The 22266-nt window shown below is 65.0% G+C and carries 19 protein-coding genes and 1 pseudogene; 19 read left to right on the forward strand and 1 reads right to left on the reverse strand.

Features of this window, described 5'->3' with window-relative positions; genetic code table 11:
* Positions 1 to 166 precede the first annotated feature (166 nt).
* The 19 genes from mnxG (at position 167) to CKW22_RS21470 (ending at position 21440) form a co-directional block, all read left to right on the forward strand.
* A complete protein-coding gene (gene mnxG / locus CKW22_RS21380; protein ID WP_095065044.1) occupies positions 167 to 6028 on the forward strand; it encodes a manganese-oxidizing multicopper oxidase MnxG in 5862 nt (1953 codons plus the stop codon).
* An 18-nt stretch (positions 6029 to 6046) separates the two neighbouring features.
* Positions 6047 to 8038 (forward strand): YncE family protein, encoded by a 1992-nt coding sequence (locus CKW22_RS21385; RefSeq protein WP_033697578.1) that lies wholly within the window; start codon positions 6047 to 6049, stop codon positions 8036 to 8038.
* The gene (locus tag CKW22_RS21390; protein ID WP_033697582.1) at positions 8035 to 8727 is read left to right on the forward strand and encodes an SCO family protein; all 693 of its coding nucleotides are present in this window, start codon (positions 8035 to 8037) and stop codon (positions 8725 to 8727) included. Before CKW22_RS21385 ends, CKW22_RS21390 begins: the two co-directional genes overlap by 4 nt.
* Entirely contained in the window at positions 8724 to 9389 is a 666-nt protein-coding gene (locus tag CKW22_RS21395; protein ID WP_033697584.1) for an SCO family protein, read from the forward strand. The genes CKW22_RS21390 and CKW22_RS21395 overlap by 4 nt, the downstream gene beginning before the upstream one ends.
* A gap of 5 nt (positions 9390 to 9394) precedes the next feature.
* Positions 9395 to 10939, forward strand: a complete 1545-nt coding sequence (locus CKW22_RS21400) for an ABC transporter substrate-binding protein (RefSeq protein ID WP_095065087.1) — start codon at positions 9395 to 9397, stop codon at positions 10937 to 10939.
* A 12-nt stretch (positions 10940 to 10951) separates the two neighbouring features.
* Positions 10952 to 11593: a SurA N-terminal domain-containing protein gene (locus CKW22_RS21405; RefSeq protein ID WP_033697586.1), complete on the forward strand. Its 642-nt coding sequence runs from the start codon at positions 10952 to 10954 to the stop codon at positions 11591 to 11593.
* A 248-nt stretch (positions 11594 to 11841) separates the two neighbouring features.
* The gene (locus CKW22_RS21410) at positions 11842 to 12375 is read left to right on the forward strand and encodes a response regulator (RefSeq protein ID WP_033697588.1); all 534 of its coding nucleotides are present in this window, start codon (positions 11842 to 11844) and stop codon (positions 12373 to 12375) included.
* 61 nt (positions 12376 to 12436) lie between these two features.
* Positions 12437 to 14140: a GspE/PulE family protein gene (locus tag CKW22_RS21415; RefSeq protein WP_050506046.1), complete on the forward strand. Its 1704-nt coding sequence runs from the start codon at positions 12437 to 12439 to the stop codon at positions 14138 to 14140.
* The gene (locus tag CKW22_RS21420) at positions 14121 to 14915 is read left to right on the forward strand and encodes a hypothetical protein (RefSeq protein ID WP_095065046.1); all 795 of its coding nucleotides are present in this window, start codon (positions 14121 to 14123) and stop codon (positions 14913 to 14915) included. Before CKW22_RS21415 ends, CKW22_RS21420 begins: the two co-directional genes overlap by 20 nt.
* Position 14916: 1 nt before the next feature.
* Positions 14917 to 15459: a pilus assembly protein gene (locus tag CKW22_RS21425; RefSeq protein WP_033697592.1), complete on the forward strand. Its 543-nt coding sequence runs from the start codon at positions 14917 to 14919 to the stop codon at positions 15457 to 15459.
* Positions 15446 to 16009 carry a type 4a pilus biogenesis protein PilO gene (gene pilO / locus CKW22_RS21430; RefSeq protein ID WP_033697594.1) on the forward strand — a complete coding sequence of 188 codons (564 nt, stop codon included), beginning with the start codon at positions 15446 to 15448 and terminating at the stop codon, positions 16007 to 16009. Before CKW22_RS21425 ends, pilO begins: the two co-directional genes overlap by 14 nt.
* Positions 16009 to 16533 (forward strand): hypothetical protein, encoded by a 525-nt coding sequence (locus tag CKW22_RS21435; protein WP_033697596.1) that lies wholly within the window; start codon positions 16009 to 16011, stop codon positions 16531 to 16533. The genes pilO and CKW22_RS21435 overlap by 1 nt, the downstream gene beginning before the upstream one ends.
* On the forward strand, positions 16530 to 18395 hold the full coding sequence (locus CKW22_RS21440) for a secretin N-terminal domain-containing protein (RefSeq protein WP_033697598.1): 1866 nt from the start codon (positions 16530 to 16532) through the stop codon (positions 18393 to 18395). The genes CKW22_RS21435 and CKW22_RS21440 overlap by 4 nt, the downstream gene beginning before the upstream one ends.
* A complete protein-coding gene (locus CKW22_RS21445) occupies positions 18392 to 18865 on the forward strand; it encodes a type II secretion system protein (protein ID WP_033697600.1) in 474 nt (157 codons plus the stop codon). The genes CKW22_RS21440 and CKW22_RS21445 overlap by 4 nt, the downstream gene beginning before the upstream one ends.
* Before the next feature lie 5 nt (positions 18866 to 18870).
* Positions 18871 to 19245 carry a type II secretion system protein gene (locus CKW22_RS21450; protein WP_033697602.1) on the forward strand — a complete coding sequence of 125 codons (375 nt, stop codon included), beginning with the start codon at positions 18871 to 18873 and terminating at the stop codon, positions 19243 to 19245.
* Complete coding sequence (locus tag CKW22_RS21455; protein WP_033697603.1) at positions 19220 to 19747, forward strand: type II secretion system protein; 528 nt, start codon at positions 19220 to 19222, stop codon at positions 19745 to 19747. Before CKW22_RS21450 ends, CKW22_RS21455 begins: the two co-directional genes overlap by 26 nt.
* Complete coding sequence (gene csgE / locus CKW22_RS21460; RefSeq protein WP_033697604.1) at positions 19744 to 20145, forward strand: curli production assembly/transport protein CsgE; 402 nt, start codon at positions 19744 to 19746, stop codon at positions 20143 to 20145. The genes CKW22_RS21455 and csgE overlap by 4 nt, the downstream gene beginning before the upstream one ends.
* Positions 20142 to 20555 (forward strand): curli assembly protein CsgF, encoded by a 414-nt coding sequence (locus tag CKW22_RS21465; protein WP_033697605.1) that lies wholly within the window; start codon positions 20142 to 20144, stop codon positions 20553 to 20555. Before csgE ends, CKW22_RS21465 begins: the two co-directional genes overlap by 4 nt.
* Before the next feature lie 33 nt (positions 20556 to 20588).
* Positions 20589 to 21440 carry a CsgG/HfaB family protein gene (locus tag CKW22_RS21470; RefSeq protein ID WP_095065048.1) on the forward strand — a complete coding sequence of 284 codons (852 nt, stop codon included), beginning with the start codon at positions 20589 to 20591 and terminating at the stop codon, positions 21438 to 21440.
* A gap of 141 nt (positions 21441 to 21581) precedes the next feature.
* Here CKW22_RS21470 and CKW22_RS21475 read toward each other — a convergent pair.
* Positions 21582 to 22097, reverse strand: a pseudogene (locus CKW22_RS21475) (MipA/OmpV family protein); the annotation flags it as partial.
* Between the last annotated feature and the right edge of the window lie 169 nt (positions 22098 to 22266).

Here is a 22266-nt window from a genome sequence, read left to right on the forward strand (position 1 = left end):
ATGGGCTGCGCAGCAGCCCCATCCCCCGAATCGGGGAAAGCCGTTGGGGAATCCTCCCCAATCTGTTTCGGTTGATCGCATAACACATTGAAATTAATAGTAATTCACATGTGGCATATACCTTGCTGAACCTCCTCGCAGAGTTCCTGTGTTCCGGAGGTGCAGCATGTCGACCCCGCTCAAAGGCCCCGTCCTGTCATCATTCTTCCTGGCCCTGCTTGGCTGGGAAGCGACCAGCGAGGCAGCTGTGCAGTGCCAGCGCACCTTGGTTGCCAATGTGGTGGCACTGGACCAGCCGCTGATGTTCAACCGCCTCGGCGCGCAAAACGCCAATGGCATGATGTTCGCCTTGCGCGAGGATGTGGTGGACGAGCACCAGGTCCCGCTCGGCAAAGGTGGCGCCGCCGTGCCTGGCAAAGTCACTTTGCGCCCGGACAAGCGTCCACGGCCAATCGTGTTGCGCGTGGCGGCAGGCGATTGCCTCACCGTCAACCTGACCAACCTGCTGGCTTACCAGGCCAACCCCAACAAGCACGGCATCGACCACGAAGAGAACGAGGCCGAAGGTGAGGAGGAGGAAGGGCCGGAAACCGAATTCGAAAACGAAGGCGGTGAGCACTTCGTTGCCGATGAGCAAGTCAGCGACCGCCACGTAGGCTTTCAGGTCAATGGCATGCAAGCGGTCAACAGCATTGGCGATATTGCTGCCAACACCGGCCGCAACGGCAACTTCCTGGTGTCACCGGGCAATACCCGCAGCTACACCCTGTATGCCGAACGCGAAGGGGCGTTCGCCGCCACCAGCCAAGGCGCGACCTTCGGCGGCCAGGGCGGTGCCGGTAATGTTGCCAATGGCTTGTTCGGCCAGGTGGTGGTGGTGCCCAAAGGCGGGCGCACCTTCCGCAACACCCTCACAGAAGAAGAGATGCGCCTGGCCAGCACCGGCCGCACCGCCACTGGCCAACCGGTTATCGATTACCAGGCACGCTACCCGCAGGCCGAGCCTTGGATCACCGAAGGCAAGGCCGGTAAACCGATCATCGCCATGGTCGATGGCAACGAGATCCTCAACAGCGAGACCGATGCCATTGTCATGGGCCCCAACCCCGATGGCAGCTTCCCGCGTTCGACCTATCCGCTGGAAAGCGTCAACAAACGTAACCCGGCGCTGCCCAACCGGCTGGACGCGTTCCGTGATTTCGCCTCGCAGTTCGCCGACGAAGTGGCCGCAACCCAGGCCTTCCCCGGTTACTGGGCCGACCCGATCATGGGCCATGTACTGGAGCCGACCCGTGATTCGTTCATGATCAACTACGGCTCTGGGGGCATGGGTGCCGAAGTGGTGGCCAACCGCCTGGGCGTGGGCCCGATGCACGACTGCTTGTCCTGCGCCTACGAGGAGTTCTTCCTCAGCGCCCACACCGTGGGCGATATCGGCACACTGGTGGATGTGCCGGCCAACGTTGGCCTGGAGAACATCCGCCCAGGCGAGACGCCGCCGGCCAGTGCCATCGGCGTCAAGGCCAGCATGGCCCTGTACCCGTCAGAACCGGCCAACGTCCACCACAGCTACATTGGTGACTTCACCAAGTTCCGCAACACGCACAACGGTCACGAACAGCACATCTTCCATTTGCACGGGCACCAGTGGCTGTTCAACCCCAACGACGATAACTCCGACTACGTCGACGCCCAGGGTATCGGCCCGGGCATCGGCTACACCTACGAGATCGCCAACGGTGGCTCTGGCAACCGTAACCGGGTGGCCGGCGATGCCATCTATCACTGCCACTTCTACCCGCACTTCGCCCAGGGCATGTGGGCCATGTGGCGGGTGCACGATGTGTTCGAGGAAGGCACCCGGCTGGAGGTCAGTGGCCAGGCCGCGAACGGCTACCACAGCACCCCGTTTGCCCTGCGCAGCGGCAAACCGGCGGTTGGCGCGCGGGCCTTGCCCGACGGTGAAATCATTGCGGGCACACCCATCCCCGCCATCGTCCCACTGCCTGGCAAAGCCATGGCGCCCATGCCGGGCAAGGTGGTCGTGGTACCCAAGCTTGCCGAGCAACGGGTGGCAGCCAATGACGAGGAGGATGACGACGGCGAGGAGGGCGACGATGACCATGGCCATGGGGTAGATGAACCCAAGGCCGTCGGCTCGCTGGCACTGGTCGACCGCAGCGAGAGCAACCGTAACGCCGACGGCACCTTGAAAAACCCCGGTTATCCGTTCTGGATCGGTGGCATGGAAAGCAGCGTCGGCCAACGGCCTCCCACCCCGCCGCTGGACATGCTCGACCCTGCACTGGCCCAGCAACTCAAGAACAGCGGCAACGCCCTGTGGGCCAACCTGGACGCCAACCAGGTCGATGGTTGGGATGGTGGCCTCGGCCGGCATGCACTGGATGGTGTTTCGGCAGGGGGTGAAGCACAGACCACCACCACCAAGCTGGATTTCTCCAAGGTGGTGCACAAAGCCAAGCCGATCTACCTGCCCGAAGAGGGCACGGAAGTCGAGCAGGCAGCCATGAAATTCCACGCCAAGGCCGAGCACCCCAGCTATGCGCTGATACCCGGCAGCCAACCGGTGGCGCGTAACTTCCGCACCAACGGCGCCCTGCCGACCGCCGGTGCGCCGTTCTTCGAACCCTGCATGGACGACCGTGGCAAGCGCCTCACCCAGTCGTCGGGTGTGGGCGAGTACGCCAGCGGCGAGAGCCTGACCGGCATGAACTTCCGCGGCGCTTCTACCTTCACCGCCGACCGCCCGCGCATCTACAAGGGCGCCAATATCCAGTTCGATGCGGTCTACAACAAGGTCGGCTACCACTTCCCGCAGGCACGCATCATCGCCCTCTGGGAAGATGCCTGGCCGGTGATCACCAAGCAGCGCCCGCCAGAGCCGTTGGTGATGCGCATGAACACTTTCGACTGCACCATGTACCAGCACACCAACCTGATCCCCTCCATTTATGAGATGGACGACTACCAGGTACGCACCCCGACCGACGTGATCGGCCAGCATATTCACCTACCCAAGTGGGACCTCACCGCAGCCGACGGTTCGGCCAACGGCTGGAACTACGAGGACGGCATCCTCTCGCCCGGCAGCGTGGTCGAGCGCGTGCATGCCATTCGTGCCTACAACGGTTGCACCGAAGGCGACAGCCGGGACGGTACCGCCGCCTGCCCGAAAGCCAAGCAACACCCTTACTTCGGGCGTTTCGGCCGGGCCGACTGGCTGGGCGCGCGCACGGCGATGCAACGTTGGTTCGCCGACCCGGTGGTCAACGTGCATAACGTCGACCGTGGCCTGGGCACCATCTTCACCCACGACCACCTTGGCCCATCGACCCACCAGCAGTTGGGCCTTTACGCCACGGTACTGGCCGAGCCTGCCGGCTCTACCTGGTACCACGCCGAAACCGGCGAGCAGCTGTACAACCCGTCTCGCCAGGACGGCGGGCCGACCTCGTGGCAGGCGGTGATCAAGACCGGTGACCATGACGGCGATGGCCGTAACGACAGCTACCGCGAGTTCTTCCTCGAGTACAGCGACTTCCAGCATGCCTATGAAGCGGGCGTGTACGTTGGCGCGGGGCCCGACGGTATTCCCAATGGCCAGTCGTACCCGGCCACTGCCGACAGCTTCCGCTACGCCATCAACCCACCGGTACGGCAGAAGGCCTCGTCGCTGCTCGAATCGGTGGTCGAGTCGCGTGGCGGGCTGAGCCCAGGATGCCCGACGCGGCCGTGCCCACAGGCCATTTCGGTGGATGACCCTGGCATGTTCGTCGTCAACTACCGTAACGAGCCGTTGGCCCTGCGGGTGTTCGACCCCAACAAGGTGGCCCCGGACGGCAAGCGTGGCATGCAGGCCGACGGCCTGGGCGGCGACCTCAGCTATGCCTTGCAAAGCCGCATTGACCGCGCGATCCCGGCGATGAACATGGCGCCTTCGGCGATCACCTCGGCGGTGGGCCCCACCGGTGGCACCACGGTATTCCCGCCGCACATCAACACCGCCGGCAGCGAACCCGGCGACCCGTTCACGCCAATGTTGCGCACCTACTCGGGCGACAACGTGCGGCTGCGTATGCATGCCGGTGGCCATGAAGAGGAGCACAACGTCACCTTGCACGGGGTCAAGTGGCTGCAGAACGGCTCGGGCTTTGGCAGCAGCTCCAACTCGGGGTGGAAAGCGTCGCAGATGATCGGCATCTCCGAGCAACTGGGCTTCATGGCGCCGGTGTCGATGATCTCCAGCTCCGCCGCCACCAACGGCGACTACCTGTACTCGCTGGACGCGGCATTGGAAGGCTACTGGAATGGCATCTGGGGCATCATGCGCAACTACACCACCTTGCGCCCGGACCTGTTCCCGCTGTCGAACAACCCGCAGCCGGTGGCCATGCGCAACACCGTGAACTTTGACGGCATCTGCCCGAAAACCACGGCCAACGTCAATGGCATCGGCACCCGGGCGACGGTCAAGCGCAACTACGAGATCGTCGCCGCACTGGCCAACGATATCCTCGAGAACCGCCACGGCGTCAGCATCGCCGACCCGGCGGGGGTTGGCCAGCATGTCGGTGGCCCGCTCAAGGCCGCCGGCGGCACCCTGGTGTTCAACAGCCGCACCACCAGCATCCCGCAGGTCACGGTGGTCGACGAGGAGGACGGCACTACCTTCACCGTCGGCGGCCACAGCGCGCCGCTGCACGACCCGACCGCTGTGCTGTATGTGCGCAAGGCAGACCTGGATGCCAGCACCGGCAAGCTCAAGCCCGGCGTGCCGGTAGAGCCGCTGGTGCTGCGCGCCAGCGCCGGTGACTGCATCAGCATCACCCTGGAAAACCGCCTGCCGCTGGTGATGCCCGACCTGCCGAGCACCGCAGTGATGCAGAACGTGGTCAAACGTGACCGCAACGGCAGCGAAGGCTCCACCGCCTTCAACAACAACCTGATGCGGCCTTCCAGCCATGTGGGCCTGCATGCCCAGTTGCTGGCCTACGACATCACCAAGTCCGACGGTGCCAACGTTGGCCTCAACCCGGTGCAGACCGTGCCGCCGCGTGCCGGCAACAGCGGCGCCTACCCGTCCAAGGTGTACCAGTACTACGCCGGCCACCTGGAGCGCGAAGGCAAACCGGTGCTGCAACTGGGCCGTACGGTAGACAACATCAACACCACGGCGATCGAGTTCGGCGGCCTCAACCTGACCCCGTCGGACTTCATCAAGCAACCGCAAAAAGGCCTGGTGGGTGCCATGAGCATCCTGCCGCAGGCTGCCACTTTCACCGAGGACACCGCCAGCCGTGCCCAGGCGACAGTGAAAGTCAGCGGCCAGCCCGACTACCGCGACTTTGTAACGGTGTGGCAGCGCTCGATGAACATGCGCTGGGCTGATGGCCGGCCTGTGGAAGGTATCGCTACTGAGGGCAATGGCGTGCCGGGCGACCCTAAAGACAACGGCAACATGGCCATGAACTACAAGACCGAACCGTTGTGGCTGCGCTTCGGCATGGCGCCGGACGCACCCTTCGGCCACGCCGACGGCAATGGCTTTGCCGATGTGCCAAATGCCCACATGGCCTACAGCAACGCCCTGGTCGGTGGCGACCCGCAAACGCCGGTGCTGTGGGCCAAGCCTGGCCAGCCGGCGCGCAGCCATGTGCTGATGCCAAGCGGTGGCAGCCGCGGCATCACCTACCAGCTGGACGGGCACCTGTGGCCGCTGCACGCCTACCAGGCCGAGAAGAATGACGTCAATGGCTACCCGATGAGCCTGCCCGGCATCGGCTCGGTGCGCTTCGGTTACAACCCGATGTCCATCTACATCGGTGCCCAGGAAAGCGTACTGCCGGCAGCGCACTTCAGCTTCATGCTGCCCAGCGCAGGCGGGGCCAACGCGGTGCCGGGGGACTACCTGTTCCGCGACTACGCCGCCTACGGCAACCTCTCGGGGTTGTGGGGGATCTTGCGGGTAACCAACGAAGCGCCGCCGGCAACGGCTGCAGCACAATAACGACATGGGAGCGCGAGCATGAACAAGAAGACTCGCCCTGCTTACTTGGGGGTACTGCTGGGGGTAGCGCTGATCGGCCTGGGCGTTGCCTATGAAAAACTCTGGTGCGACCCGCGCGAGCTGTTGCAGGAGCCTGCCGACCCGCAGGCACTGCATCGGCTCAGCCGGGACGGCGTGACCGTGGAGTTCGAGGCCCGCCCGCTGGCCGGGGGCGAGCTGCGCGAAGGCGCCTTTGCCAGCATCCGCTTCAAGGTCAGCGACCAGACCAGCGGCCAGCCGCTGTCAGGCATGGCGCCGGGGGCCTGGATCGACCCGGCCCAGTCGGCACCGGTCGGCGATCGTGACCAAAGCTGCAAGGCCCGTGTCGCACTGTTCTTGAAAAGCAGCATTGGCGCCCGGCCGTTGCTCGACCTCAACAGCTACTTCCTATTGATGCTGAACAAGGACGCCAGCCTGACGGTGATCGACCCGACGGTGTCGGTGGGCGGTGTCACCAGCACCATGGCCCGCATCGAATTGCCAGGCAGCCCCATGGACTGGGCGGCCACCGGCGACGACAAACAGGTGTTCGTGTCGATCCCCGAGCGCGGCAAGGTGTCGGTGATCGACACCGAAACCTTCACCCGCGTGGCGGACCTGGACGCCGGCGAGCAACCGACGCGGGTGGTGCTGCAACCTGACCAGCACCGGCTTTGGGTGGGCAATAACAGCAGTGACCCGGCCAAGGGTGGGGTAACGGTGATCGATGTGCCCGGGCGCAGTACGCTCAAGTCCTTCGCCACCGGCTCCGGGCACCACGAGATCGCCTTCAGCAGCGACTCGCGCTACGCCTACGTCAGCAACCGCGACAGCGGCACCCTGAGCATCATCGACATCCCCGAAATGCGCCTGACCAAGACCCTGGAGGTGGGCCCGCACCCGCTGTCGGTGAGCTACTCGGCGTTGTCCCAGGCGGTCTACGTGGTCGACGGCAGGGAAGGCACGGTGCGGGTATTCGATGGCCGTAGCCATCAATTGCGCCACACCCTCACGGCCGAACAGGGCCTTGGCCCGATGCGCTTCAGCAGTGACGGGCGCTACGGCATCGTGCTCAACACCCTGGAAAACCAGGCCCTGGTGATCGACGCCAGTACCGACACGCTGATCCACCGCATCCCGGTGGCGGCCGAACCGTATCAGCTGACCTTCACCAAGGGCTATGCCTACGTGCGCGGCCTGGCCTCGCCGAGGGTCAGCATGATCAACCTGGGCAGCCTTGGGCAGGGGCGTTCGCCGATCGTCCAAGGCTTCGACGCAGGCCCCGCCGCGCCGCGCCAGGCCGGCGACCTGCCGCTGGCCCAGGGGCTGTCGGTATCGCGTGACGACAACTCGGTGTTCGTGGTCAACCCAGTGGACAACACCACTTACTTCTACGCCGAGGGCATGAACGCGCCGATGTCTGGCTACAACAACCGCGGCCATCAGGCCCGCGCCGCCATCGTCGTCGACCGCAGCCTGCGCGAGGTGGCCCCAGGGGTGTACGGCTCGACGGTGAAAATGCCGGCAGCCGGCAAGTTTGACGTGGCCTTCCTGCTCAACCAGCCGCAGATCATTCACTGCTTCAGCACCGATGTCGCCGCAGCGCCGAATGCCCGCAAGCACAAGGGCGCGCATGCCGAGTTTCTCGGCCTTGAACAGCCGCTGCCGCAGCACAGCGCCTTCACCGCGCGGGTGCGCATCGTTGGCGATGACGGCGAGCCGCGGCTGGGCCTGAGCGACCTGAGCCTGCGCTATTTCCTGGCGCCGTCGTCGATGCCGCGCAACCTGCGCCTCGAAGAAGTGGGCGAGGGCATCTACCAGGCTGCATTGACCCTGCCTGAAGCCGGCGCCTGGTACCTGCATGTGCAGTCGCCGTCGCTTGGCCGCAAGTTTGCCGAAGAAAACTACACCAGCCTGCGCGTCCTGCCGGTTTCGGTCTCCACGGCTGCCCAAGGGGACGCTACCCAGATGCAAATAAGGAGTGTGCGATGAACGCCAAGCATGCTTTTACACGGCTGGGCCTGAGCCTGGCGCTGCCACTGATGTTGTCCAGCAACCTGGCCCTGGCCCACGCCGGGCATGACCACGGCGGCCCTGCCGAGCAACCGCCCGCCGCGCGACAGGAGAAGGCCAGCTTGCGCTTCGCCGATGTCTCGCTGCTCGACCAGGACGGCATGCCGGTGCGCCTGGAGAAGGACCTGGTCGGGGATCACCTGGTGGTGATGGGGTTCATCTACACCAGCTGCACCACGGTGTGCCCAGTGGTGTCGTCGATCATGGGCAAGGTCCAGCAGCAGTTGGGCGGCCGTGTCGGCGATGAGATCCACCTGGTGTCGATCAGCGTCGACCCGCAGCGCGATGACGCCAAGCGCCTGCAGCACTACGCCAAGGCCTTTCAGAAAGGCCCAGGCTGGAGCTGGCTGACCGGTACGCCGTACGCCATCACCGAAACCCTCAAAGGCCTGGGCAGCTTCAGCGCCGACCTGAGCCAGCACCCGCCGCTGATCCTGGTGGGTGATGGCCGCAGCGGGCACTGGACCCGCTACTACGGCTTCACCGACCCGACGGTATTGGTCGCGGAGATCAACCGCCTGAGCGCCCGCCGGGTGCATGCCAAAAGCACGGCCATTGCCGAGCACAGCGCCGAACCCATCGCCGACCATAACGAGGTGCAACCATGAGCCATTCGACCTCTCGCCGCGTCGGTATGCGCAGTTTCGACTGGCTGGTATTGGGCGGCTGCCTGTGGATTCTCGCCTCGGTGGCCTTCGCCCATGACGGCCATGCGCCCCAGGCCCCCGAACCACAGCCCGCGCCCCAGGCGATGAGCAGTGGCGGCGGTACCCGCGATGCGCAGACCTGGTTCACCGATACCGTGCTCAAGGACCAGAACGGCCGCGAGCTGCGCTTTTACAGTGATGTGCTGAAGGACAAGGTGGTGATGCTCAACGTGATCTTCACCCACTGCACCGACGCCTGCCCGCTGATCACCCGCAAACTGCGGGAGGTGCGTGAGGCCATGGGGCCGGTTTTGGCAGGGCAGGTGACCTTCGTCTCGATCAGCAGCGACCCGCTCAACGACACCCCGGCGGCGCTCAAGGCCTTTGCCCAGAAGCAGGGTGTGGATGGCCCCAACTGGTTGTTCCTGACGGGCGACAAGGCCAGTGTCGACCTGGTACTGGGCCGTATCGGCCAGTTCCTGCCCAGCCCCGAGCAGCATTCCACGCAACTGATTGCCGGTGACGTGGCAGGCAAGCGCTGGAGCAAGATCCGCCCGGATGCACCACCTGTGGCGATCGCCCAGCGCATGCAGCTGCTGACCCAACCCCTGGCGGGTCGGTGAACATCATGAGTGCAGGCGGGTTTGGCCGCGCATACAACGCCCTGCTGTTGACGCTAGGTTTAAGCGTTGCCAGCTCAGCCTTCGCCCTTGACCTCACCGAGCACGAACAGGCTGGCAAACGCCTGTACCGCGAAGGCCTGTCAAGCAGTGACGCGCAATTGCTGGCGCGGGTGGGCGCCAGCGACATGAGCGTGCCGGCCAGCGTGCTGCCCTGCGCCAGTTGCCACGGCAGCGACGGGCGCGGCCGCGCCGAGGGCGGTGTTCGCCCACCTAGCCTCGACTGGCAGCGCCTGGCACCGGGGCAGGGCGAGCGCCAGGCCAACGGGCGCAGTTACCCGGGTTACACTGACGCCAGCCTTGCCAGGGCGATCCAGCGGGGCGTGGACCCTGCCGGCAACCACCTCGACACCGCCATGCCGCGTTTCGAACTGACCCTGGCCGACCAGCGCAACCTCACGGCCTATCTCAAACGCCTGGCCGAGGACCGCGACCCGGGCGTGGAGGAGGGCGTACTGCGGCTGGGGACGTTGCTCCCCGCTTCTGGGCCGCTGGCCGAAGCGGGGCATGTGGTGCGCGCGGTGCTTGAAGACGGCTTGGCGCAACTCAATCAGCAAGGCGGTGTGCATGGGCGGCGCCTGGAGCTGGTGGTGCTCGACCCCGGCAGCGACCCAAACAGCGCCGAACAGGCCCTGCGCCAGCTGTTGGAACACGAGCAGGTGTTCAGCCTGATCACTCCCCTGGCACCGATGCTTGACCAGCGTCTGGCGCCCGTGCTGGCGCAACAGAATGTGCCGCTGATCGGCAGCACCCCGCGCAGTGGCGGCAGTGCGCAGATCTTCGACCCTCTGCCGGGCTTGCCCGTGCAACTGCTGAGCCTGGCCGGCCATGCCCGCGAAGCCTTGGGCCTCGGCCCGGATGGCCTGCGCGTGGTCTACGCCGGTAACGAGCAAGCGCCGCTGGCCGAGCAGGTGCGCGAGCAGCTTGTGCAGCAAGGCTGGGCACCTGGCGCCATCCAGGCCTTCGATGGCCAGGCCGTGGCCGGCCAGGGCATCGTCTTTCTCGGCCGCGCCCAGGCCTTTGCCGACCTGGCCACAGCGCTGCAGGCGGCAGGTCGCAAACCGTACTTGTTCGCGGCCTCCAGCCAGGTGGTCGGGGGGCTGGCAAGCCTGTCTGAGCAGTGGTCGCAACGGGTCTTCCTGGCTTATCCGTTCGTACCCGAAGACTGGACCGAACAGGGCCTGGCAACCCTGGCCGGCCTGCAGCAACGCCAGGGCCTCGACCCACGCCAGGCGTCCTTGCAGGTCAATACCCTGTGCGCCCTGCGCCTGCTTACCGAAGCCCTCAAGCAGATTGGCCGGGATGCCAGCCGCGAGCAGTTGATCACGGCCCTGGAAGGCCTGCACGATGTCACGACCGGCCTGACCCCGGCCCTGGGCTTTGGCCCCGGCCGTCGGCAGGGCATGGCCGGTGCCCATGTGGTGGCAGTGGCCTTGCCCGGGCCGCGATTCACCTCGGTTACCCCATACCGGCCTGTGCCGGACGCCCTTTGAGCGGAGGTTGCCATGCGTACCCTGTTGTTGTGCCTGTTGTTGCTGACCACCACGGCGAGCTGGGCCGATGTGCCGGCAGCGCGGGTGAACGGTGTGCAGATCGATGCCATGCGCCTGGAGCGTTACTTCACGGAATACCTCGAAGCCCAGGGGCGGGCGGTAGCCAGCATCCGCAACCCGACGCTGTACAAACGCCTGCGTGACCAGGCCTTGGATGAGCTGATCGACAAGGAGCTGTTGTGGCAGGAAGCCCAGCGCCAGGGCATCGCCATCAGTGACGCACAGGTAGCTGCCCATGTCGGCGAAGTGGAGGCTGCATTCGGCAGCCCGACAGTGTTCGAGCGGCGGCTGGCGGAGGCGGGTTTCAATAGGGCAGAGTACGCTCAGTACACCCGTCACGAGATGGCAGCCCAGCAGCTGTATGCCCAACTGAGTGCGGTCGACGCGCCCAGCGAGGCACAAGTAGAGGCCTTCTACGAGGCCAATCGGCAAACCCTGCAAGGAGCGCAGAACCAAAGTGATAATCCTTCTGTCATACGAGAACAGGGCCTGCGCTTGGCCAGGGCCACGCTCATCGGGCAATTGCAGGCGCAGGCTCGGCAAACCGTGCGCCAACGTTTGCGCGAATCCGCTAAAGTGGAAATCGCCGACTGAGGCCCGCAATGGTGTTCCCCCAAAGCTGGGGGATAACGACTTGGCAAAGTGCTATCAGGTCCCCCGGATGTGGGGAACTGGGCGAGCCTGGCTGCGCGCAGCAGGCTGGGCGCCCTCGGGCAGCCTTGCCAGATCAACGACTTACAGTGGTGCAGCATGACTATTCACGCCTGGCACGAAGCCTGCTCAAGCCTTATCGAGGCCGCACTTCGCAGACCGGGTAACCGGGCAGTATTGGGGAGTCGACCTTGGTGAACAGAGTATTGGTAGTCGATGACGAACAGACCCTCGCGCAGAACCTGCAAGCGTATTTGCAGGCGCAAGGCCTGGATGTTCATGTTGCCCACGACGGTGCCAGTGGTATCGAGCAGGCTGAAAGCCTGGCACCGCAAGTGATCGTGCTGGATTACCGCTTGCCCGACATGGAGGGGTTTCAGGTTCTGGAGACCGTGCGCAAGAACAGGCAGTGCCATTTCGTGCTGATCACCGCCCACCCGACCGCCGAGGTCCGTGAGCGCGCCGCCGAACTTGGTGTGACCCATGTCCTGTTCAAGCCGTTCCCGTTGGCGGAACTGGCCCGCGCGATCTTCGACCTGATGGGCATCGAGCGCCGGCGCAGGGCCACGGACAACCCGGCAGAAGGGTTCGTCGAACGACGCCAGACCAGGAACGAATCGTTCCCCCTGCAGTTGTACGATGGTAGCTGGGTACTGGCCGACCGCCGCCGCAATGGCGCAAAGCCCCCAGGTGCTGACGACGAACAACTGCTCACAGGGGAATAGCGGCGCCCGCTACCCTGGCTGAGCCAGCCTGCGACGCGCCCCCTGAGCGGAGTCGCAGGCCATGTCCGAAGCAGTCGATACAGCCGCCACACCCCTGCAGCCAGCACAGCCACTGTGTGCCTACCCGCGTGAACTGCTGGCCCAGGCCCGTCTGCAAGCCGGTGACGAACGCCTGCTCAACTGCCTGGAACGCCTGGTCAACGACACCCCAGGCACCTTCACCCACCGCCTGGGCATCACCCTGCATTACCCGGTGCTGCACAGCCAAGCCCTGCTGGCCAGCAGCCCACGCTTCGACAAGGTCAGCCTGGCCCAGTGCCTGAAACGCGAATTCGTGCTGATCGAGCGCGAAGGCGAACTGCTGGGCGTGTTCGCCGACCCCTTCGACTCTTCGCGCCTGGCCTGGATCGACGATGTGCTGCAAGGCGCGCCACTGTACCTGGCCCACGCCGCCGAGCTGGCGACGTTTCTGGCCCGCCACGAAGAAAGCTTCCATGCCGTCGATGCCCTTGACCACGACAGCGAAGCCAGCAGCGAAAGCGACCCGCTGCAACGCCTGTCGCTGACCAGCATCAGCGAAGACCAGAGCCGGGTGGTGAAACTGGTCAACTCGACCCTCTACGACGCCCTCAAGCTGCACGCCAGCGACATCCACCTGGGCATGACCGGCCAGGGCCTGACCATCAAGTATCGCATCGATGGTGTGCTCAACGGTGCCGGCAAGGCCAGCGGCAGCGCTTTCGCCGACCAGGTGATCTCGCGCATCAAGGTCATGGCCGAGCTCGACATCGGTGAGAAGCGCGTGCCCCAGGACGGCCGGTTCAAGGTTGCCGTGGGCGAACGGCAGATCGACTTCCGCGTCTCGATCATGCCCAGCATTTTTGGTGAAGACGCCGTGCTGCGGGTGCTCGACAAACAGGACCTGTCCGACAAGGTCAGCGGTGTGCAGCTGCAGGCCCTGGGGTTTGCCGACGACACCCTGCGCGCCCTGCGCCGGCTGGCCGCCGAGCCCTACGGCATGATCCTGGTCACCGGCCCCACCGGTAGCGGCAAGACCACCACCCTGTACGCCATGATCAGCGAGATCAACCATGGCGTGGACAAGATCATCACCATCGAAGACCCGGTCGAATATCAACTGCCCGGTGTGTTGCAGATACCGGTCAACGAAAAGAAGGGCCTGACCTTTGCCCGCGGCCTGCGTTCGATCCTGCGCCACGACCCGGACAAGATCCTGGTTGGCGAGATCCGCGACCCCGACACCGCACAGATCGCCGTGCAGTCGGCCCTGACCGGGCACCTGGTGTTCACCACCATTCACGCCAACAACGTCTTCGATGTGATCGGCCGCTTCAGCCAGATGCAGGTCGACCCCTACAGCTTCGTCTCGGCGCTCAACGCCATCCTGGCCCAGCGCCTGATTCGCCTGGCCTGCCCGCACTGCGCCACAGCCTGCGAGGCGGACGATGAAACCCTGCAGGCCTCAGGCCTGACCCGCGCCGCCGTGGCCGGCTGGACGTTTGTCCGCGTCCAGGGTTGCGGGCAGTGCCGCGGCAGTGGCTTTCGCGGCCGCAGTGCCATTGCCGAGCTGCTGCACCTGGACGACGACCTGCGGCAGATGATCGTCGAACGCCGCCCCCTGTCGCAGATCAAGACACTCGCCTGCCAGCGCGGCCTGCGCTTGCTGCGCGCCTCGGCCCTGGACCTGGTCCGTGAAGGCCGCACCACCCTTGAGGAGATCAACCGTGTCACATTTATCGCGTGATCGTGGTGCTCATAGATACTGTGCCGTGCTCGGCGCCGAGGGTGTAGGCCTGGGCCGCTGGCACGCCAACCAACAGCAGTGGCTAGGCAGCCGCGAGTTCAGCTGCGAGGCGGCCCAACCGGCCTGTGAGGCCGCCGTCGAGGCGCTGGCCGCGCTGCTTGCCGAGCACGCCGTGCGCGGTGCCCAGTTGCGGGTATTGCTGTCGGCCCGTTACAGCCGCTTCTGCCTGGTGCCCTGGAGCGATGCCATCGGCCACCCGCGCGAACTCGATGCCTATGCGCGGGCCTGCTTTGAAAACCTCTACGGGCAGTCGCTGGGCGACTGGCGCATCGTCCTCTCGCCAGAGCCAGCAGGCGCCGCACGTATTGCCACGGCGCTGCCGGAGGCCTTGCTGCAACGGCTGCAGGCACTGGGGCGGGAAAGCCGGCTGCAGCTGCGTTCGGTGCAGCCGTACCTGATGGCCGCCTACAACCGTTGCTCGGCGCAGCTGGGGCAGGGCGACTTCCTGTTCGTCCTCGCCGAGCCACGCCGCAGCGTGCTGCTGCTGGCCGCCGGGGGGGCCTGGCAGCAGGTGCTGGCGCAAGGCTGTGCCGACAACGACCAGGCCCTGCAGGCGCTGATCGAACGCACCTGCGAGTTGTACGGGGAGCATCTGCCACGGGTGTACCTGCATGCGCCCGGCCGGGGCGACGTGCCGCAATTGGCGGCGGTGCAGCTGTGCCAACCGGCCAGCGAAGCCGACCCGTTGTGCGCCATGTGGCGGGCGGTGGCCTGACATGCGCCGCCTCGACCTGGAATTCCAGCCCCGGCGCAGCGGCGCCTTGGCCTGGTCGCTACTGGCCCTGGGTTGCGCCGTGGTGGCCGCCCTGGTGGTGCTGCAACAACGCTTGCAGGTCGAGCAGGTCGACCTGGAAAGCCGCCTGCACAGCCTGGAACTGCAACTGGGCCGGCGCCCGGCCACTGCGGCCCCGCAAAGCAGTGCTGCCAGCCGCGAACAGGCCGAGCGCCTGGCGCAGATGCGCAGTGTCTCGCAGCAGCTGCAACGGCCTTGGCAGCAGCTGTTCGCCATGCTCGAAGCGCAGCCGCAGGACGACGTCGCGCTGCTTGGCCTGACCCCGGATGCACGCAAGGGCCAGGTACGCATCGCCGCCGAGGCGCGCAACCTGGAGGCGATGCTGCAGTACCACCAGCGCCTGGAGGCCAGCGCCGAGCTCAGCGATGTTTCCTTGCTCAACCACGAGGTGATGGTGGGCCAGCCGGAGCACCCGGTGCGTTTCACCCTTACCGCTACCTGGGAGACCGGCCATGCGCGTCCCTGACCCGCTGAGCAGCCTGATCATGCAGGAACGCCTGCGCCGCATCGGCCCGGTGGGCCTTGCCGCTGTCGCCGTTGGCCTGCTGGCCGTCGGCGTGGCATTGGCCGCTGTGTTGCCGCACTGGCAAACCGTGCGCGAACTGCGCGCCAGCGAGGCGGACGCCAGCGTGCAAGTGGGGCGGGTGCAGCGGGGCGAGCTGAAGATCGCGGTCAAACCCGAGCAGCAGGCCCTCGACACGCTGCGCCAGCAACTGCCTGGGCAGCCGCAGGCCAGCGAGCTGATCGAGCGCCTGTATCACCTGGCCAGTGCCGAGCACATCAGCCTGGCACGCGGCGAATATGCCTTGGGCATCGACCCGAAAACCCAGTTGGCGCGCTACCAGATCGTGCTGCCGGTGCGCGGCAGCTATCCGCAGATCCGCGGCTTCCTCAAGGGCCTGCTGGGCCAGCTGCCAACCTTGGTGCTGGAAGACCTCGAGCTGCAACGCAAACGCATCGGCGACAGCGAGCTCAACGCCCGCCTGCGCATGACCCTCTACTTGTCGAGGTCGTGATGAAGACTCAACGTGCGGTGATCTGGGCCGGGTTTCTAGGGCTTTCTGCCGCGTTGGCGTGGGCGCCGGAGCATTGGTTCGGCCAAGAGGACAGTGTGGGGCTGTTCGCGGGCAAGCCCGCTGCTACAGGTTCTGTGAGTACCCCTGACCGTGTGGAAGCGGACACATCGGGGCGCGGAGCTGCCGCGAAGGGGCCGGAACGGGTTTCTACCGATCTGTTCCCGAGCCAGCGCTGGAGCAAACCGCAGACCCTGGCCACCGTCACCGAACAACCGGTCATTGCCACCCCTGTGGTGGTTGCCGCACCCACCGCCCCGGCGCTGCCTTTCCAGTTCGTCGGCCGCCTGGGCGATCGCGACGACCTGCAGGTGTTTCTGCAGAGCGGCGAAAAACTGTACGTCGTGCGCCAGGGCGACGTCATCGAAGACACCTACCGCCTCGATCGGGTCTCGGCCAATGAGCTGGACCTGGTCTACCTGCCTTTGCACCAGTCGCAGACCTTGTCTGTCGGGAGCGCACCATGAAGTCGTCAAAGCTGTGCAAGCCTGCTCCGTTCCTGCTTCTGGCGCTGTGCGTGGCCATCGCAGGCTGTGGCTCCAGTGCGGTACGTGAAGACAGCGCAGAACTGATGAAGGAGGGGCAGTACGAAGCCGGGATCGCGCGTCTGGAAGAGGCCCTGCGTGAAGACCCGCGCGACACCGAGCTGAACATCGCCCTGGCCCATGGCCGCCAGGCGGCGGTCGAGGCGCTGCTGAGCCAGGCCGACAGCGACCGCATCCGCCACGATTTCGCCGGTGCGCGCATGGGCTATGGCCGGGTGCTGAGCATCGAACCGAACAACCGCCGCGCCCAGGAAGGCATCCGCCAGCTGGAGCTGATCCGCACCCTCGACGAACGTGTCGCCCTTGGCCAGGCGGCCCTGCGCCAGGGCGACCTGTTCGGCGCCGAGCGCTACATGCGCGAAGTGCTGCGCCTGGACCCGCAGAACCAGAAGGGCATGACCCTGCGCAGTGACATCGAGAACGTCCAGGCGCGCACCGCGCAGCCGTTCCCGCAGCTGCGCAGCAAGCTGGAACGCCCGGTGACCCTGGAGTTTCGCGACGCCAACCTGAAGACCATCTTCGAAGTGCTGTCCCAGGTCGCCGGCATCAACTTCATCTTCGACAAGGACCTGCGCCCGGACATGAAGGCCACCATCTTCGTTCGCGACGTGCGCATCGAGGACGCCGTGGCTCTGCTGCTGGAGCAGAACCAGCTACGCCAGAAGATCGTCAACGACAACACCCTGATGATCTACCCCGACTCGCCGCAAAAGACCAAGGACTATCAGGAACTGGTCATGCGCACGTTCTACCTGACCAGCATCGACGCCAACACGGCGCTGAACATGGTCAAGACCATGCTCAAGACCCGTGACGTGTTCGTCGACGAGCGCCTCAACACCCTGACCATGCGCGACAGCCCCGATGCCGTGCGCATGGCCGAAAAGCTGCTGCAGTCCCAGGACCAGTCCAACCCCGAGGTGGTGCTGGAAGTGGAGGTGATGGAGGTGGCCACTTCGCGCATCCTCGACCTCGGCCTGCAATGGCCCAACACCTTCGGCGTGCTGACCTCCGACGGCAAGTCGGTCAGCGTGCTCGACCAACTGCGCGGCATCGACTCCAGCCGCATCAGCATCTCGCCGGCGCCGCAGGCCAAGATCAATGCCCAGGACAAAGACATCAACACCCTGGCAAGCCCGGTGATTCGCGTCAGCAACCGCGAGCAGGCGCGTATCCACATTGGCCAGCGGGTGCCGATCATCAGCGCCACCTCGGTGCCTTCGACCCAGGGCCCGGTGATTACCGAGAGTGTCACCTACCTGGATGTGGGCTTGAAGCTCGAAGTGCAGCCGACCGTGCACTTGAACAACGAAGTGGCGATCAAGATCGCACTCGAAGTGAGCAACGCCACCCCGCTGGAAGCCACGCGCCAGGGCACCATCCCGGTCCAGGTCGATACCCGCAACGCCCAGACCAGCCTGCGCCTGCACGACGGCGAAACCCAGGTGCTGGCCGGGCTGGTGCGCAACGACCACAACGCCAGCGGCAACAAGATCCCGGGCCTTGGCGACATTCCCGGCCTGGGCCGGTTGTTCGGCAGCAACAAGGACGACATGAGCAAGTCTGAACTGGTGCTGGCGATCACCCCGCGCATCGTGCGCAACCTGCCGTACCAGAGCCCGTCTGACATGGAGTTCGCCACCGGCACCGAGTCGAGCCTGCAAGTGCGGCAAATGGCGCCACTGCCACCGATGGAGGTGCCGGGCACTGCGCCGTCCAGTGACAAGCCGGTGGTCGAAAGCCAGATGGCCGTAGTGCCCGCCAACGGGAGCCCACGGCCATGAAACGCCGCGTGCAAGGCTTCAGCCTGATCGAGGTGGTGCTGACCCTGGCACTGCTCGGGCTGCTTGCCAGCATGGCCGCGCCGCTGACCGAAACCGTGGTGCGCCGTGGCAAGGAGCAACAGCTGCGCGAGGCGCTGTACCAGATCCGCGATGCCATCGACGCCTACAAGCGTGCCTTCGACGCCGGTTACATCGAAAAGCGCCTGGATGCCAGCGGTTACCCGCCAAACCTGCAGGTGCTGGTCGAAGGCGTGCGCGATGTGCGCAGTGCCAAAGGGGCCAAGTTCTACTTCCTGCGGCGCATCCCCCACGACCCGCTGCTGGCGGCCAAGGATGACGACGAGGGGGCCTGGGGCCTGCGTGCCTACGACAGCAGCCCCGACAGCCCGCGTGAAGGCGAAGACGTCTTCGACGTGTACTCCAAGGCCCGTGGCAAAGGCCTCAACAACATCCCCTACGGGCAATGGTGACGGCCATGAAACGCAGCCAAGGCTTCACCCTGATCGAACTGCTGGTGGTGATGGCGATCATCGCCACGCTGATGACCATCGCCATGCCGCGTTACTTCAACAGCCTGGAGAGCTCCCGCGAGGCCACGCTGCGCCAGAGCCTGGCGGTGCTGCGCGAGTCGCTGGACCACTTCTACGGCGACACCGGGCACTACCCCGATTCGCTGGAGCAACTGGTGGAGCTGCGCTACCTGCGCAACACCCCGGTCGACCCGATCACCGAACGCAGCGATGCCTGGCAACTGCTGCCGCCGCCAGAAGGCGTGGCCGGCGGTGTGGCCGATATCAAGAGCGGTGCTACAGGGAGGGCGCGTGATGGCAGCCTCTATGCCGAATGGTAAGGCCTGTGCCGGCTTCACCTACCTGGGTGTGCTGCTGTTGATTGCGGTCAGCAGCGTGGCCTTGGCCGCCACCGGGACAGTCTGGTCGAGCGTTGCCCGGCGCGATCACGAGCGCCAGTTGCTGTGGGTGGGCAGCCAGTATGCCCAGGCCCTGCGCAGCTACTACCGCGCCTCGCCGGGTTTGGCCCAGTACCCGCAGGAGCTGGCCGACCTGCTGCAGGACAACCGTTTTCCCGAGGCCAAGCGGCATATCCGCAGGCTCTACCCGGACCCGATCACCAACAGCGACGACTGGGGCCTGCTGCGCTCGATCGATGGCCGCATCACCGGCGTGCACAGCCGCTCGGATGCCACGCCGTTCAAGCACAGTGGTTTTGCCGCCGAGTGGTCGGGCTTCGAAGGGCTGGAACACTACAGCGACTGGCAGTTTGTCGCCGAGCAGGCGTTCGCCGACAGCCCCAACGGTGCCCAGCCCCAGGCCGGCGCGGGAGACACGCCATGAAACGCCTGGCTGCGCTGTGCCTGAGCCTGCTGCTGGCGGCATCGCCCTGCAGCCTGCTGAAGGCGGCTGAGGAGGACGAGATGATGGGCTTCATCGTCGACAACACCATCTCGCACATCGGCCACGACTTTTACTACTACTTCGCCGACCGCCTGCGTGCCACCAGCCGCCTGGATTTCAACCTGGTGGTGCGCGAACGCCCGGATGCCCGCTGGGGCAGCCTGGTTACCGTGGAGTTCGAGCGCGAAGTGCTGTACCGGCGCTTCCTGCCACCCAACACCACGGAACTGAAAGACGAGGCTGTCGCGGCCGCCGACCTGGTCAAGCAGCAGATCATTCAACGCAAGCTGCAACGCTTGCTGCAGGACACCACCGATCTGGAGAGGGACGAGCTATGAAAACCCGCATTCCCCATTGCATCGCCGCCTGCCTGTTGGCCAGCGCCTGTGCCGCCCAGGCCACGGAGCTGGTGTACACCCCGGTCAACCCGGCCTTCGGTGGCAACCCGCTCAACGGCACCTGGCTGCTGAACAACGCCCAGGCACAGAACGACTACGACGACCCCGACCTCAAGGACCGTGCTTCCGCCTTTTCGGGCACCACGGCCCTGGAGCGCTTCAGCAACCAGTTGGAGTCGCGAATGCTCTCGCAGTTGCTGGACAACATCAGTAATGGCAGCACGGGCAGCATGGCTACCGATGCCTTCCTGATCGATGTGATCGACGACTCGGGTGCCTTGAGCATCAAAGTCACCGACCGCGTCACCGGAGAAATCTCGATCATTGAGGTCAGCGGCCTGAACCCCTGAGAGGGAAGGGCTTTGAGTTGGGGAGAGAACACCATGAAACGTCTGTTGAGCACATTGCTGATCCTCGCCGCCCTGCACAGCCTGCAAGGCTGCAGCCTGCGCGACCCCATGTCGGCCGAACAGGACTCGGAAACCCCGACCCTGACCCCTCGGGCCTCGACCTACTACGACCTGATCAACATGCCACGCCCCAAAGGCCGGCTGATGGCGGTGGTGTATGGCTTCCGTGACCAGACTGGGCAGTACAAGCCGACCCCGGCCAGTTCGTTCTCGACCAGCGTCACCCAGGGCGCGGCCAGCATGTTGATGGATGCCCTGAGTGCCAGTGGCTGGTTCGTGGTGCTGGAGCGTGAAGGCCTGCAGAACCTGCTGACCGAGCGCAAGATCATCCGCGCCTCGCAGAAGAAGCCGGATGTGGCGGAGAACATCATGGGTGAGCTGCCACCGCTGCAGGCGGCCAACCTGATGCTTGAAGGCGGCATCATCGCCTACGACACCAACGTGCGCAGTGGCGGGGAAGGGGCGCGTTACCTGGGCATCGACATCTCCCGCGAATACCGGGTCGACCAGGTGACCGTGAACCTGCGCGCGGTGGACGTACGCACCGGGCAGGTGCTGGCCAACGTGATGACCAGCAAGACCATCTATTCGGTGGGGCGCAGTGCGGGGGTGTTCAAGTTCATCGAGTTCAAGAAGTTGCTGGAGGCCGAGGTGGGGTACACCACCAATGAACCCGCGCAGCTTTGTGTGTTGTCGGCGATCGAGGCGGCGGTGGGGCATTTGCTGGCGCAGGGGATCGAGCGGCGGTTGTGGCAGGTGCAGGGGGATGCCGACAAGGGGGCGGTGGAGAAGTACCTGAGTCAGTCTCAGTCTCAGTTGCAGTGACCGGGGCCGTGATTCTGATTTTTGCTTCGTCGGTGGATTTTCAGCGCTTTGGATATCGAACGCTGAAGCTCCCCTGCAATGCCCCTGAAGGCCCAAACGCAAGGCGGGCCTCATCAGGAAAAACAGCAAGCGGGTGCTCGCTCAGAAGGTGTATTCCAGCGAGCCAAGGATCGCACTCTGCAGGCGTCGCTCGACAATCGGGCTGTCAGCCGCCTCCTTGGACAAATACTGCACGTCCAGCAGCGTCGAGAATGTGGTGTGCTCGCTGATTGGCATGGTCCACGCCAGGTACAGCCCGGTACTGACCAATCCGCCCTTGGCGTCATAGGCCTGGAAGCGGCTCTGCAATGCTTGGCCGGCGGTGACGCCATACCAGATCTGCATATAGTTCTTGTCGCCAAACAGACTGGTCAGGCCAAGGTCGAGCGAACCATGTGGGCCTTCATACACGTTGGTACCTACGCTCAGTTCCAGGGAGGTGAACGCCTTGCCAGCGTCGTTGTGATCGTCTTCCTCCAATGCGTGTTCCAACGTCGCGCCGAGGACAACGGGGCCTACGTCATAGCTGCCGCTGATGCCGAACTGAGCCCGGGACTTGATATCGCCCATGCCTTTAAGCCTGTTCGAACCCGCATGACTGCTGCTTTTCTTGTCTTTTACAGGGATGTCCGTAGGGGTGACGTTAATGTCGTCGGGGCTGTGAAGTGCTCGAATAAAAGTTCGAGGCGCCATTTTTAATGCAGTTTTGCATTATTTTGATGGGCTATCTTGATAAGCATCATTCAATAATATTGGGTGTTCATGAGTGCTCTTGTTCGCCACGCGC

Source organism: Pseudomonas sp. Irchel s3f19, from assembly GCF_900187555.1.
Lineage (GTDB): Bacteria > Pseudomonadota > Gammaproteobacteria > Pseudomonadales > Pseudomonadaceae > Aquipseudomonas > Aquipseudomonas capeferrum.